Origin of the sequence: Lysobacter sp. 5GHs7-4, assembly GCF_021284765.1 — a bacterium.
Lineage (GTDB): Bacteria > Pseudomonadota > Gammaproteobacteria > Xanthomonadales > Xanthomonadaceae > Lysobacter.
The window spans coordinates 801,421-815,752 of record NZ_CP089924.1; the positions used below are offsets into that span (position 1 = coordinate 801,421).

Sequence of the window (14,332 nt, forward strand, 5' to 3'; positions counted from 1 at the left end):
CGCGCGCGGCTCAGTTCGGTGCGCGCGCGAACTTGCGCACCGAACCGTCCAGGCCGAACTCGATGTCGTACGTGGCCCCACCCTGGCCCGAAATCGGCATCGTCGCCCAACCCGGCGCGCGCGGCGTTCCCGGCTCGGCGTGGTCGGTGTAGAACCACACGCCGGTGAGGTGGTCGTAGTCCGGATCGTCCAGGGCGCCCGGCACGCCACGAGCGCGCTCGTACCAATGCCGGCTGACCGTGGCCACAGTCGCGAAACGCAGTTGCGCCACCGGCAGATCGCTGCCGGCCAGCCCGGTCGCGGCCAATCGCGGACACAGGTGCTCGGTGGCCTCGCCGTGCTGCCAGCGGCCGTCGCGGTAGTTATAGATGCGCATCCGTTGCGGCTGCGCCGGATCCACCAGCACCAGTTCGATCTGGTCTTTGTGGAAGAGCGCCGCCGAGTGCAGCAAGGGTGCACGCGCCTGCCATTCCGGCAGCGCGGCCAGCTGCCGCTGCGCTTCGTTCAAGGCCGCGGCGTCCTGCAACAGATCCGGCGCGCGCTGGCAGGCGGTCAGCGCCCACAACGCCGCGACTGCCAGCCCGTAATGCGCCCGCATCAGCGGCCGCTCTGATCGGCGGCGGCCAATCGCTTGGTCAACTGCCCCATCCGATCCAGCGCCGGTTTGTTCAAGCGCCGCGCATACGCCGGCAGCCGCTTGGCCTTGGCCAGCGTGCGCTCGCACAACTCGCGCGCCGCCACCGTTTCGCCCCAGTCGGCCAGTGTCTGCGCATAGCACGCATGCGCTTCGAAGCCGCTGCTGTAGCCGATCAGGGTCTCGAACTCCTCGCGCGCCTTGGCGCGATCGCCCTCAGCCGCGACCGCGCGCGCATAGGTCAGATGGCCGTCCGGCGAACGGTAGTCGGGCCTGCGTTTGATCAGCTCGTCCAGCAGTTCGCGCGCGCGCGGCGCGTGCCCGCACTCCAGCAAGGCCTGCGCCAGTCGCACCTGGATGTCCGGATCGTCGGCATGGATGCCCTTGAGCGCGGATTCGTAATGCGTCGCCGCTTCGGAGGCGCGGTTGCTGGCGAGCAGGGCATCGGCCAAGCGCAGGCGGCGGTCGGTGGTGGGCGCGTCCTCGAACGCGTTCTGCGCCTCGCGCAGTTCGCGAGTGGGATCCAGCGCGCGCTTGACGCCGCCGACCAGCGCCACGCCCTGGCGGCTGTAACGCATCTCCGGCAACCAGATCGTCAGCGCGTAGATCGCGCTGCCCAGCCCTGGAAACATGAAGAGGATGCCGAGCCAGTAGCGCTCCTGACCGCTGCGTACCGCATGCACGGCGAAGAACAGCGCCACCAGCACGTGGACGCCCAAACCCAGAAACGGCATACGGTCTCCCCCGATCCGTGAAGCGCATTAGTGTCCGCCGCCGCCGCGTCTGTGGCTAGCTCACGCACGATGAGCCTAGCGTGTGCCGCGAGTGGTTACGGATGCAACCAAATTCCCAAGAGCCGATTGCTGCAATGCACAAGTTGCTGATATAGCCTAGCCGGATGAACGTCATGAACGACACCAGCGACGAGCCCTTACGCGCGGTCGATTTCGCGCCCACCGACGCCTTGCTGCGCGAGGACGTCAAAACCCTGGGCGCGCTGGTCGGCGAGATCCTCGCCGAGCAACGCGGCGCGGGCTTCCTGGATGCGGTCGAGCGCCTGCGCCGCGCCGCGATCCGCCGCCGCGAATCCGATCAGCCCATCGCCGCCTTGGCCGACGCGTTGGCCGACATCGACCTGGAACAGGCCGCCGATCTGGTGCGCGCCTTTGCGACGTACTTCCAGGCGGTCAACCTGGCCGAGCGCGTGCACCGCATCCGTCGCCGCCGCGACTACGAGCGCAGCGGCGCGGCCGCGCAGCCGGGCGGTTTGCGCGACGTGCTGCTGGCGCTGGCGCAGGAAGGCGTCGCTGCCGGCGAACTGGCCGAACTGCTGCCGCGCCTGCGCATCGAGCCGGTGTTCACCGCCCATCCCACCGAGGCGGTGCGGCGCGCTTTGCTGGAAAAGGAGCGTCAGATCGTCGGCTGCCTGGTCGCCGATATCGACCGCGGGCGCACGCCGCCGGAACGCCGCGCCGACCGCGAACGCATCCGCCTGGCCCTGACCGCAAGCTGGCAGACCGCCGAAGCGCCGGCCGCCAAGCCCAGCGTCGCCGACGAGTTCGAGCACGTCGGCTTCTACCTGTCGGACGTGCTGTACCGCGTGCTGCCGGTGTTCTACGAGATGTTCGAGGAAGCGCTGCGCGAAGCCTACGGCGACGCCGCCGCGCTGCCGGACGTGCTCGGCTTCGGCACCTGGGTGGGCGGCGACATGGACGGCAACCCCAATGTCGGCGCCGACACCATCGCCGCGACGCTGGCCGGCCAGCGCGCCCTGGTGCTGCGCGCGTATCGCCGCGACCTGGATGCGCTGGGCGAACTGCTGAGCCAGTCGGTGACCCGCGTCGCGGTCGACGAGGCGGTGCTGGCGCGGGTCGAGGACTACCGCTATCTGTTGCCCAAGGCCGCCGCTGCGCTCAAGCCGCGCCACGCCGACATGCCGTACCGCAACCTGCTCAGCCTGATGTCGGCGCGCCTGCAGGCCACCGCCGACGAAAGCGTGCACGGCTATCCCGACGTCGCCGCGTTCCTGGCCGACATCGTCGCCATCGAGGACAGCCTCAACGCGAATCAGGGCGGCCACGCCGGCGGTTTCGCCGTGCGCCGCCTGCGTCGGCGCGCGGAGTGTTTCGGTTTCCATCTGGCCAGCCTGGACCTGCGTCAGGATTCGGCCACCCACGATGCCGCCCTGGCGGCGGTGCTCGGCGATGCGGACTGGGAACGGCGCGCGCCGGACGAACGCGCGCGACGCCTGCATACCCTGCTCGACGGCAGCGCGCCGCCGCGCAGCGACGGCAACGGCGCCGCGCGCGCCAGCCTGGACGTGTTCCGCGCGGTCGCGCGCCTGCGCCCGCGCTACGGCGAGCGCGCCTTCGGCCCTTACATCGTCAGCATGAGCCGCAGCGCCGCCGACGCGCTGGCGGTGCTGGCGCTGGCGCGCACCGCCGGTTGCGTGGACGCGGCCGGGCGCGTGCCGCTGGACGTGGCGCCGCTGTTCGAAACCGTCGACGACCTCGACGCCGCCGCCGACACCTTGCGCGCCTTGTTCGCCGACCCGGTCTACCGCGCGCATCTGCAGGCACGCGGCGGCCGCCAGGTGGTGATGCTGGGCTACTCCGACAGCGCCAAGGACGGCGGCATGCTGGCTTCGCGCTGGGCGCTGCAGCAAACCCAGGTCGCGCTGACCGCGCTGGCCCACGACAGCGGCGTGCGCATCGCTTTCTTCCACGGCCGTGGCGGCTCGATCAGCCGCGGCGGCGGCAAGACCGAGCGTGCGGTGATCGCCGCGCCGCGCGGCTCGGTCGACGGCTTCCTGCGCCTGACCGAGCAGGGCGAGGTGATCCACCGCAAGTACGGCATCCGCGCCATCGCCCTGCGCAATCTGGAACAGACCGCCGGCGCGGTGCTGCGCGCGACCCTGCGCCCGCGTCCGCCTGAACCGCGCGAAGCGGCGTGGCGCGCGATCGCCTCGGAGCTGGCCGAAGCCGCGCGTGCGCGTTATCGCGCGCTGGTCCACGAAGACGCGTTGTTTCCGGCTTACTTCCGCGCCGCCACCCCGATCGACGTGATCGAGCGGCTGCGCATCGGTTCGCGCCCGGCCAAGCGCGCCGGCACCGGCGACATCGGTTCGCTGCGCGCGATTCCCTGGGTGTTCGCCTGGTCGCAGAACCGCGCCGGCCTGACCGCCTGGTACGGCGTCGGCAGCGCGCTGGAACAGGCGTTGGCGCGCCACGGCCGCGAAACGCTGGCGGAGATGGCGCGCGACTGGCCGTTCTTCACCACCCTGATCGACGATCTGGAAATGGTCCTGGCCAAGTCCGATCCGGCGATCTTCGAGCGCTACTCGCTGCTGGCCGCCGACCTGCCCGAAGGCGACCTGCACGCACGCTTCCACCCCGGCATCGCCGCCGAATTCGAGCGCACGCGCACCGCGGTGCTGGCGATCAAGGCCAGCCGCGAGCTGCTGACCGGCGATCATCGCCTGCGTCAGTCGATCCGCCTGCGCAATCCTTACGTCGATCCGATCAGCCTGCTGCAGGTCGACCTGCTCGCGCGCTGGCGCGCGGCCGGACGCCCGGACGACGCGCTGCAACAGGCGCTGGTGGCGACGGTGAACGGCATCGCGGCGGGCGTGCAGAACACCGGGTAAAGCAAAAGCAAATCCCCCCTAACCCCCCTTTTTCAAAGGGGGGAACTGCTGCTTTTCTCGATGCTCCGAAGTCCGACGCCAACCGGCGCCCCCTTTGAAAAAGGGGGGCGAGCGCCCGACCGCGCCCGAAGTCCGACCGGCCTCCCGCACGGGGGGATTTGCTTTCCGCCCACTCGCTTCGGATACTATCCCCCAGTATCGATCGCACCCGTCGCCATGCCCCATTCCCCCGCCGAAAAAAAGCGCGTCCTCACCCGCGTGCGCCGCATCAAGGGCCAGACCGAGGCCCTGGAGCGCGCGCTGGAGCAGGGCAGCGAATGCGCGGCCGTGCTGCAGCAGATCGCCGCCATTCGCGGCGCCATCAACGGCCTGATGTCGGAAGTGCTGGAGAGCCATATCCGCGAAGAACTAGGCCAGGCCGTGTCCTCGCAGAAAACGCGCAGCGCCAGCATCGACGAGGTCGCCGCGCTGGTGCGCTCCTATCTGAAATGAAGCCGTCCCCTCCTCATTCGCTGCGTCGCATGCGCGCGCAGTCCGCCTTTCCTTTCGCTATGCGCCACGCCAACGCAGGAGTGCCATCCCCATGAGCCGCGTCATCAAAAGCCGCGCCGCCGTCGCCTTCGCCGCCGGCCAGCCCTTGCAGATCGTCGAGATCGACGTCGAACCGCCGCGCAAGGGCGAAGTGCTGGTGCGCATCGTCGCCACCGGCGTCTGCCACACCGACGCGTTCACGCTCAGCGGCGACGACCCGGAAGGCCTGTTCCCGGCCGTGCTCGGCCACGAGGGCGGCGGCGTGGTGGTGGAAGTCGGCGAAGGCGTCACCAGCGTCAAGCCCGGTGATCACGTGATTCCGCTGTACACGGCCGAATGCCGGCAGTGCAAGTTCTGCCTGTCGGGCAAGACCAACCTGTGTCAGGCCGTGCGCGCCACCCAGGGCAAAGGCCTGATGCCCGACGGCAGCTCGCGCTTCAGCTACCAAGGGCAGCCCATCCATCACTACATGGGTTGCAGCACCTTCAGCGAGTACACGGTGGTGCCGGAAATCTCGCTGGCGGTGGTGAATCCCGAGGCCGCGCTGGAGAAGGTCTGCCTGCTCGGTTGCGGCGTGACCACCGGCATCGGCGCGGTGCACAACACCGCCAAGGTCCAGCCCGGCGATACCGTCGCGGTGTTCGGCCTGGGCGGCATCGGTCTGGCGGTGATCCAGGGTGCGGTGCAGGCCAAGGCCGGCCGCATCATCGGCATCGACACCAATCCGGGCAAGTTCGAACTCGCGCGCCAGATGGGCGCGACCGATTGCGTGAACCCCAAGGACCACGAGCGGCCGATCCAGGACGTGCTGGTGGAAATGACCGACGGCGGCGTCGATTACAGCTTCGAATGCATCGGCAACGTCCACGTCATGCGCTCGGCGCTGGAGTGCTGCCACAAGGGTTGGGGCGAGTCGGTGATCATCGGCGTCGCCGGCGCCGGCCAGGAAATCAGCACGCGTCCGTTCCAGTTGGTCACCGGTCGCGTCTGGCGCGGTTCGGCCTTCGGCGGCGTCAAGGGCCGCACCCAGCTGCCGGGCATGGTCGAGCAGGCGATGAAGGGCGAGATCGATCTGGACCCCTTCATCACCCACACTCTGCCGCTGGAGCGCATCAACGAGGCCTTCGATCTGATGCACGAGGGCAAGTCGATCCGCACCGTGATTCATTACTGACATGCAGCGCACCGAATCCCACGCCTGCCACGGCGGCTATCAGGAAGTCTGGCAGCACGAGTCCGCTGTCCTGGACTGCACGATGCGCTTCGCCGTTTATCTGCCGCCGCAGGCGCAGGACCGCGCCTGCCCAGTGCTGTACTGGTTGTCCGGCTTGACCTGCAGCGAGCAGAACTTCATCACCAAGGCCGGCGCCCAGCGTTACGCCGCCGAGCACGGCCTGATTCTGGTCGCGCCCGACACCAGCCCGCGCGGTGCCGATGTGGCCGACGCCGAGGGTTACGATCTCGGCCAAGGCGCAGGCTTCTATCTCAATGCCACGCGCGAGCCTTGGGCCGCGCACTACCGCATGTACGACTACGTGGTCGACGAGTTGCCGGCGCTGGTCGAGGCGCAGTTCCCGGCCAGCGACGCGCGCGCCGTCAGCGGTCATTCGATGGGCGGGCACGGCGCGCTCGCGATCGCGCTGAAGAACCCCGGCCGCTACCGCAGCGTGTCGGCGTTCTCGCCGATCGTCGCGCCGTCGCAGGTGCCCTGGGGCCAGAAGGCGTTCGCGGCCTACCTGGGCGAGGACCGTGACGGCTGGCGCGAGTGGGATACGACCGAACTGGTGGCGCAAGCGCGCGAACGCTTGCCGCTGCTGATCGACCAGGGCGAGGCCGACGAGTTTCTGACGACGCAGTTGAAGCCGGAGTTGCTGAGCGCGGCTTGCGCGGCGGCGGGCCATCCGTTGGAGCTGCGGCTGCGGCCCGGGTACGACCACAGCTACTACTTCATCGCCAGTTTCATCGGCGAGCATGTCGCGCATCATGCGGCGGCGTTGCGCGGGTAGCGAAGCGGGTAGCGCGGGCGGGATTTGAACCTGTGGCCTCCACTGCCCAGGTGAGAAGCAAAAGCAAATCCCCCTCAGTCCCCCTCTACAAAGGGGGAAGACAAGCCGTTTGTTCTCGATGGACCGATCAGGCTAGGGATCGGATCGTCCGAATACCCGCTCCTGCCGTTCCCCCCTTTGAAAAAGGGGGGTAGGGGGGATTTGCTTTACCCCAGCAGCGATCGACGCCTCAAGCCGCTGTCACATCCCGCAGCTCCCACCCCGTACCCGCCAGCAAGCGCATGCGGTGCTTCAGCACCGTGCCGGGAATGCTGGACGTCAGCACCAGATCGACATGCAGATCGTCCTGCTGCCCGTCGACCGTGGCAGCGGGATCGGTCGCGCCCAGTGCGGGATCGACTTCGTCCGGATCGGGCTGCGTCGCGCGCCAGCGTTCGAACAAACGGTCGTTCCGCAGCGCGTCCTGCAACTGCTCGGCGAAGCCTTCGGCGCTGACCGCCGAGAACGACAGCGCGGGATCGCTGCCGCGCGCGCGCTGGGCGTCGGGAAGGCTGAGGTAGTAGCGAGTGGCCATCATGGCGTCTCTTGCGGGAACTGCCCCTAGCGTAGGCGGCGAAACATTGTTGGTTTGTGAACGCCATGCGTCGGATCGGCGGCGGCGTGACGGCGTTCAGCGCCGAGCCGGCCGCCGTCCGCGCACCGCCCTCGGCGCCGCCCGATCGTCGCGCAGACTTTCGCTGCGCAAGCTGTCGATCAACGAATACACCCAGGGCCGCATCGCCACCAGGATGCCCACGCTGCGCCGTTTCGAGGGCGGCAGGCTGATGTCCAGCTCCGCAGCCTCCTTGAACTCGATCTGCAGGCGCTCCAGCTTGCGTCGCAGCACCGCCAGCGAGGCCGCGCCCAGCTCGCGGATCTCCAGGGCCAACAGCGTGTCCGGCGCGCGGAAGTCGTCGAGCAGGAACTCGCGGCTGGCGGCGCCCAGGTAACGCGCGCGCACCGGGCCGTCGTCGCGCCAGGAGAAATCGCGCGGCACGCGCAGGCGCACCTTGTCGCCCGGCTGCAGCTCGACCAGGCCCAGCCGGTCCAGGCGCGCGAGCAGGCGCGTCAGCTCCGGCGCACCCAGCGCATAGCCCTCGCGTATCGCATCGGCGCGCCAGCCCTGACATAGCAGGTGGAACACCGTCATCAGCCGCGGCGACTGCGCCAGTTCCTCCTCCTGGCGCGCGCTCAAGTGGCGCGGCGCATCGCGCGCGCCGCGCGCCAGCCGCGCCAGTTCGAAGAAATCCAGATCCAGCAGCGCGCAGATGCGCTCCAGCCGCTCCAGGTCGATGCGGCCGCTGGACAGCAGGCGCTTGACCGTGGGTTCGGACACGCCCAGCTCGCGGGCCAGATCGGCATAGCGCCAGCCGCGCTGCTTGAGCACGGCCTTCAGCGCAGCGATGACGCGTTCTCGTTCGGCCATGGCATCCAGGTCGCGAGGGCGGACACAGTCGGGATCATAATCCGATACTTATCGCGGTAGGGTGGCGGTTACCGATACTCGGCCTCAAGGTCGGCCGGTCTCCTCTCCGGTCAGACCCATGCGACCCGCCGCCGCGTCCGTCCCCGCTCCGCCCCTGCGACTCAACGATGTCCATTCGCGATTGAACGCCACCTCGGTCGCCGGCCTGCTGCGGCCGCGCAGCATCGACCAGGCCTGCGACGCGGTGCGCGACTGCGCCCGACTGGGGCGCTCGACGATCCCGATGGGCGCGCGCCACGCCATGGGCGGGCAGCAATTCCTCGACGGCGGTTGGTTGCTGGACACCGGCGGCCTGGACGCGATCCTCGACTTCGACGCCGAGCGCGGCCTGCTGACCGTGCAGGCCGGTGTGCGCTGGCCGGCCGTGCTGGACTGGCTGGCACGTCACCCGGACAACCGCCGCGGCTGGACCATCCGCCAGAAGCAGACCGGCGCCGACGATTTCAGCCTCGGCGGCGCCTTCGCGGCCAATATCCACGGCCGCGGGCTCGCGTTCGCGCCGTTCGTGGAAGACGTGGAGTCGATCGTGCTGATCGACGAGCGCGGCCAGGCGATGTGCGCCGACCGTAGCGAGAACGCCGAACGCTTCGCCCTTGCCGCCGGCGGCTACGGCCTGTTCGGTCTGGTCGCGCAACTCACGCTGCGGCTGGTGCCGCGCACCTGGCTGCGGCGCGAAGTCGAGCTGGTACGCGTAGGCGAGCTGATGCCGCGGCTGGACGCGGCGATCGCGCAGGGGTGCAGCTACGGCGATTTCCAGTTCGCGATCGATCCGCGCAGCGACGACTTTCTCGACCTGGGCATCGTGTCCTGCTACCGGCCCATCGCCGCGCCGGCCGCAGCCGATGCAGACGCCCGACACCTGCGATCCGAGGATTTCGCGCGTCTGCTGTGTCTGGCGCACACCGATCCCGGTCGCGCGTTTAGCGAGTACTCGAATTTCTATCTGGCCACCCACGGCCAGCACTACCTCTCCGACGCCCAGCAATCGGGCATCTACCTCGACGGCTACCACGCGCAGGTCGACACGGTGCTGGGCCACTGCGGCTCGGAAATGATCACCGAGCTGTACGTGCCGCGCCCACGGTTGGCGGCGTTCATGGCCTGCGCCGCGGACAGCTTGCGGCGCCACGACGCGCAGCCGATCTATGGCACCGTGCGGCTGATCCAACGCGATCCCACCAGCATGCTGGCCTGGGCGCGCGAGGACTGGGCCTGCGTGGTGTTCAACCTGCACGTGCGACACGATGTCGCAGGGCGCGCGGCGGCGGCCGGCGCCTTCCGCGCCTTGATCGACGATGCGCTGCGCTACGGCGGCAGTTACTACCTCACCTACCACCGTCATGCCACGCGCGCGCAGGTCGTGGCCGCGTATCCGCAGTTCCCGCGATTCCTGCAGCGCAAGCGCGAACTCGACCCGGACCGGCGCTGGGACAGCGACTGGTATCGCCACCACGAGGCCCTGTTCGCGGATCGCGCGCGATGAGCGGGCTATCGACCTCGATGCTGGTCGCCGCCGCCACGGCGCAGCGCGCCAGCGCCGACATCGACCGTCAGGACGCCACGATCGCCCGCGCCTGTCTGCGGCGTTGTGGCGGCGCCGGCACTGTCCTATTGCGCCTGATCGACCATGCGCTTGGGCGCGCCGGCTTGGCCGTGCTGGAGCGTCTGCTGTTGCCGGGCCTGCGCGCCCATTACGCCTGGCGCAAGCGCCGGATCGCGAATTGGGCGCAGCACGCCTGCGAACAGGGCGTCGCTCAGGTGGTCATGATCGGGGCCGGCTACGACGGATTGGGCTGCGCGCTCGCGCAGCGCCATCCCCAGTTGCAGGTGTACGAACTCGACCGGCCCGCCAGCATCGCGATCAAGCGCGAGGCGCTGAACGAGCTGTGCCTGCATCCATCGCGCCTGCGTCTGCTGGCGGTCGACCTGGCTCGCACCGACGCGATCGCGGCCTTGCGCGACTGCGCCGACTTCGATGCCGGCCGCCCGACGCTGTGCATCGCCGAGGGCGTGCTGATGTACCTGGATCCGGCGCGGGCCGATTCCTTGTTGCGACAACTTGCGCAAGCCTTGGCCGATCCGAGCTTGATCGCCACCGTCATGGCATCGCAAGCCGGTCGCCCTGGCTTTCGTCGCGAACACCGCTGGGTGCACGCCTGGCTGCAGCGCCGTGGCGAGCCCTTCCGGTGGGGCTGCGCGCGCGACGAGCTGTCGCAGCGTCTGCGCGCCTGCGGCTGGCAACTGCAAACCCTGGCCGATCCCGAGGACCGGCTCGACCCCGACCCTAGCCCCGGCGAATGGTTGTTCCTGGCGCAGCGGCCCGACGCGTGAACGCCGGGCCGCTGCTTCACTCGCGTCTCAATCCAGATGCACGTGCGCGCCATGCCCCTTCGGGCAATGGCAGATCGAGGTCGGGCCGAACTCCACGCCGAAGGTCTGGCCATCGCGGTGGCGCTGCCAATAGAAGTTCGGCGCCTTCTCGGCGCGGTTGCCGATCTCGGCCATGTCGGCGTCCACGTCGAACAAACGGCCGTCGACCATCACGTAGCGGGTGTCGGCGGTGGCGCGGATGTTCTGCAGCGGGTTGTCGTTGAGCACCACCAGATCGGCCTGCTTGCCGGTTTCCAGCGAGCCCAGCTGCTTGGACAGGCCCAGCAGGTCGGCGCCGTCGATGGTGGCCGCGCGCAGCGCCTCGAAGTTGCTGAAACCGCCCTGGGTCAGCGACCAGATTTCCCAGTTCGGCGACAGGCCCTGCAACTGGCCGTGGCCGCCGACCTGGATCTTGATGCCGGCGTCGCGCAGCTTCTTGGCCGACTTGGCGACCTCGATATGCCAGTAATCCCAATCCGGCGCGATCTCGCGGCGGATCGAGCGCGCGTCCAGCGTCTCGCGCGGGAAGAAGCGGTTGAGCTTCTTGTCTTCCCAGACGTTGTCGCGCGCGTACCACCAGTACTCGCCCGAGGTGCCGCCGTAGCTCACCACCAACGTCGGCGTGTTGCGCACGTCGGTCTGCCGCCACAGTTCGATCACGTCCTTGTACAGCGGCGCCACCGGCAGGTTGTGCTCGATGCTGGTCACGCCGTCCAGCACCATGGTCATGTTGTGGTGGAAGGTCGAACCGCCTTCCTCGACCACCAGCATGCCCAGCTCGCGCGCGGCTTGATCGATCTGCTGGCGCTGCTCGCGGCGCGGCTGGTTGTAGCTCTTGACCGAGAACGCGCCGTTGGCCTTCATCCGGCGCAGGTGGCTGCGCGCGTCTTCCAGCGAATTGACCACGGCTTTGAAGTCGCCGTCGGCGCCGTACAGGATGGTGCCGGTGGAGAAGATGCGCGGACCGACCATGCGGCCGCTCTTGACCAGCTCCGCCTCCGAGAACACGAACTCGGTGGTGGCCGAGGGATCGTGCATGGTGGTCACGCCGAAGGCGAGGTTGGTGTAGTAGGCCCAGTTCTGCTGCGGCACCACGCCCTGGCCGAAGTGCGCGGCGTGCGCGTGCACGTCGACGTAACCCGGCACGATGGTCTTGCCGCTGGCGTCGATGCTGCGCGCGCCGGCCGGGATCGCCACCGAGGCCGAAGGGCCGACCGCGACGATGGTGTCGCCGCGGACCACCAGGGTGCCGTCCTCGATCACTTCCTGGCTCTTCTCCGCATCGCGCATGGTGACGATGCGCGCGTGGGTGAACGCCACCGTGTCCTTGGGCGCGTCCACCGCCACGCTCAGGCCGACCGCGATGCCGCCGTCGTTGCTCGGCTTGGGCAGCTCCTTGGGCGCGCCGGGCAGGAAGGCGAAGCTCTGGCGTAGATCGCGCGAGTAGTAACGGTCGCCGACCATCCAGTGCAGCGACTTGGAGTCCGCGCTCCAATGCAGGTAGCTGCCGACGTCGGCGCTGACCTGCGTCACCGGCATGGCCTTGCTGTCCTTGGACAGCTCCACCGCGCTGCCGGTGGCGACCAGTGGCGCGACGTAGGCGTTGAACAGTTCGGTGAACGCGATCCAGTTGCCGTCGGGGCTGATGCTGACCGAATCGACGTACTTGAGGCTGTAGACCTCGCGCGGGTCTTCGCCGTGCAGGCCCACCGACATCAGCTTCTTCTTCAGGCCGCCACCGGTGAGGTAGTACACGCGCGTGCCGTCGGCATTGAACTGCGGCGCCTCGCCGCTTTCGGCCACGCGCACCGCGCCGCTGCCGTCGGCGGCCATCACGTAGACGCCCTGATCGCGCGACCACAGGCTGCCGGTCAGGCCGCCGCCGCCGCTCTTGCTGTAGACGATGCGGCGGCCGTCGGGCGAGAAGCGCGGGCTGTAGTAGAAGCCCGGCTCGCGGCTGATCTTGCGCGCACCGCCGCCGCTGGCGTCGGCCACGTAGATCGCGGTGAGATCCTGGTCGGACCAGGTGGTGTACAGCAGCTTGCGGCCATCGGCGCTGAAGCTGGGCTGGTATTCGTAGTGGCTGTCGTCGCGGGTGATGCGCTCGGGCGCGCCGTCGGGCAGGCGCTTGCGCCACAGATGGCCCACGGCATGGAAGATCAGCGTCTTGCCGTCGGCGCTGGTGGCGACGTCGCGGATCATCTTGGGGGTGAAGCGGCCCTCATCCAGCGTCTGCTCGAAGCGCAGCGGCGCGGTCACGGTCTGATCGACCTGGGCGGTGAACGGCACGTTGGCCGCCTTGCCGCTGGCCATGTCCACGCGCCACAGCTTGCCCTGGCCCCAGATCACCACCGCGCGCGAGTCGGGCGTCCAATCGAAGTTGGCGTAGGGGCCGAAGATCGCCCAGGCCTCCTGCTGGTCGTGCGACAGTCCGTCCCACACCGGCCGGACTTCGCCGCTGGCCAGGTCCAGCACGTGCAGCACCGACTTCTCGCGCACGCGCTTCACGAACGCCAGCGACTTGCCGTCCGGCGAGGGCTGCGGACGCACCGCGCCGCCGGACGTGGACACCAGGGTTTCGCTCTTGCCGGTCTGACGGTCCAGGCGCTTGATCGCATAGATCGTGTCGTGGACGTTCTTGTTGTACTGGAAGCTCGGGCCGCCGGTGACGTCCTCGGAGTAATAGACGTAGCGTCCGTCCGGCGACACCGCCGGTTCGCCCAGGTCCTGCTGGTCGTTCTTCTGCTTGGTCAGCTGCACGCCGCCGCTGCCGGCGACGTGGTACATCCACAGCTCGCCCGCGCCCAGCGAACGCTCGCCGGTGAAGTGCTTGCGGCCGATCAGGAAGCGCCCGTCCGGCGTCCACGCCGGGTTGTTGAGCAGGCGGAAATCCTCCTTGGTCACCTGCACCGGGTTGCTGCCGTCGGCGCGTACGCGCCACAGGTTGTTGCCGCCGCCGCGGTCGGAGGTGAAGGCCAGCTCGCGGCCGTCGGGCGACCAGCGCGGCTGCACTTCCCAGGCCGGGCCGCTGGTCACGCGCTGCGCGACGCCGCCGGCGATCGGCAGGCGGTAGAGGTCGCCCAGCAGGGAGAACGCGATCTCGCGCCCGTCGGGCGAGACGTCCACGTCCATCCAGGTGCCTTCATCGGTTTCGAAGCGCACGCTCTTGGTCGGGCCGTGCGCGGCCGACACGTCCCACTTCTTTTCGTCCTTGGCTTCGCCGGGCTTGCTGGCGCCCTTGGCGGTCTGCGCCGAGGCGCGCGCCGGGTCGTTGCCGGCCGGATCCAGCGCGTCCTGTTCGAGCTGGTCGCGCGGTTTGTCGGCCTTGTCCTTGTCCTGCGGTGCAGGCTGCGGTGCCGGTTGCGGCGCGGGCGGGTTTTGAGCGAAAGCCGGGGTGGCGGCGAGGGCGCTGGCAAGCGCCAGGACGAGCAGACGGTGGCTGGGCATCGGGTCGGTTTCGAGCGGACGAAGGGCGAGCCTAACCGTTGCGACGGCGCCGTCCCCGGGTCGAAAGTCGTGTGTCTGAGGTACTGGCCCGCAAAAGCCAAGTGGCCTTGGACTTAAAGCAAAGGAGAGCAGGCGCCGTCGTTTCGAATGCGAGGCGGCGTCAAAAGCGAATC

11 protein-coding genes are annotated in these 14,332 nt (G+C 69.1%); 6 read left to right on the forward strand and 5 right to left on the reverse strand.

The annotated features are described in order from the left end of the window. Positions 1-10 precede the first annotated feature (10 nt). Together LVB77_RS03325 and LVB77_RS03330 are read right to left on the reverse strand one after the other, a co-directional pair. Positions 11-598 carry a hypothetical protein gene (locus tag LVB77_RS03325; RefSeq protein WP_232908798.1) on the reverse strand — a complete coding sequence of 196 codons (588 nt, stop codon included), beginning with the start codon at positions 596-598 and terminating at the stop codon, positions 11-13. Continuing rightward, positions 598-1,368, reverse strand: a complete 771-nt coding sequence (locus LVB77_RS03330; protein WP_232908799.1) for a tetratricopeptide repeat protein — start codon at positions 1,366-1,368, stop codon at positions 598-600. Before LVB77_RS03330 ends, LVB77_RS03325 begins: the two co-directional genes overlap by 1 nt. Positions 1,369-1,541: 173 nt before the next feature. On the opposite strand from LVB77_RS03330, the gene ppc reads away from it, so the two are divergent. The 4 genes from ppc to fghA all read left to right on the forward strand — a co-directional run bounded on the left by ppc (position 1,542) and on the right by fghA (position 6,817). After that, on the forward strand, positions 1,542-4,280 hold the full coding sequence (gene ppc / locus LVB77_RS03335) for a phosphoenolpyruvate carboxylase (protein ID WP_232908800.1): 2,739 nt from the start codon (positions 1,542-1,544) through the stop codon (positions 4,278-4,280). A gap of 216 nt (positions 4,281-4,496) precedes the next feature. Further along, positions 4,497-4,772 (forward strand): formaldehyde-responsive transcriptional repressor FrmR, encoded by a 276-nt coding sequence (gene frmR / locus LVB77_RS03340; protein ID WP_056100766.1) that lies wholly within the window; start codon positions 4,497-4,499, stop codon positions 4,770-4,772. A gap of 103 nt (positions 4,773-4,875) precedes the next feature. Continuing rightward, complete coding sequence (locus LVB77_RS03345) at positions 4,876-5,985, forward strand: S-(hydroxymethyl)glutathione dehydrogenase/class III alcohol dehydrogenase (RefSeq protein ID WP_232910138.1); 1,110 nt, start codon at positions 4,876-4,878, stop codon at positions 5,983-5,985. A gap of 1 nt (position 5,986) precedes the next feature. Then, positions 5,987-6,817 (forward strand): S-formylglutathione hydrolase, encoded by an 831-nt coding sequence (gene fghA, locus LVB77_RS03350; protein ID WP_232908801.1) that lies wholly within the window; start codon positions 5,987-5,989, stop codon positions 6,815-6,817. 229 nt (positions 6,818-7,046) lie between these two features. On the opposite strand, the gene LVB77_RS03355 is transcribed toward fghA, so the two are convergent. Both LVB77_RS03355 and LVB77_RS03360 read right to left on the reverse strand, forming a co-directional pair. Beyond that, positions 7,047-7,391, reverse strand: coding sequence for a hypothetical protein (locus tag LVB77_RS03355; protein WP_232910140.1), 345 nt, complete (start codon positions 7,389-7,391; stop codon positions 7,047-7,049). Between the two features lie 96 nt (positions 7,392-7,487). Further along, positions 7,488-8,282: a helix-turn-helix transcriptional regulator gene (locus tag LVB77_RS03360; RefSeq protein WP_232908802.1), complete on the reverse strand. Its 795-nt coding sequence runs from the start codon at positions 8,280-8,282 to the stop codon at positions 7,488-7,490. A 181-nt stretch (positions 8,283-8,463) separates the two neighbouring features. Between LVB77_RS03360 and LVB77_RS03365 the strand changes: the two genes are divergently transcribed. After that, the gene (locus tag LVB77_RS03365) at positions 8,464-9,825 is read left to right on the forward strand and encodes an FAD-binding oxidoreductase (RefSeq protein ID WP_232908803.1); all 1,362 of its coding nucleotides are present in this window, start codon (positions 8,464-8,466) and stop codon (positions 9,823-9,825) included. After that, positions 9,822-10,673: an SAM-dependent methyltransferase gene (locus LVB77_RS03370; protein ID WP_232908804.1), complete on the forward strand. Its 852-nt coding sequence runs from the start codon at positions 9,822-9,824 to the stop codon at positions 10,671-10,673. Before LVB77_RS03365 ends, LVB77_RS03370 begins: the two co-directional genes overlap by 4 nt. Positions 10,674-10,700: 27 nt before the next feature. On the opposite strand, the gene LVB77_RS03375 is transcribed toward LVB77_RS03370, so the two are convergent. Continuing rightward, the gene (locus LVB77_RS03375) at positions 10,701-14,159 is read right to left on the reverse strand and encodes an amidohydrolase family protein (RefSeq protein ID WP_232908805.1); all 3,459 of its coding nucleotides are present in this window, start codon (positions 14,157-14,159) and stop codon (positions 10,701-10,703) included. Positions 14,160-14,332: the final 173 nt, after the last annotated feature.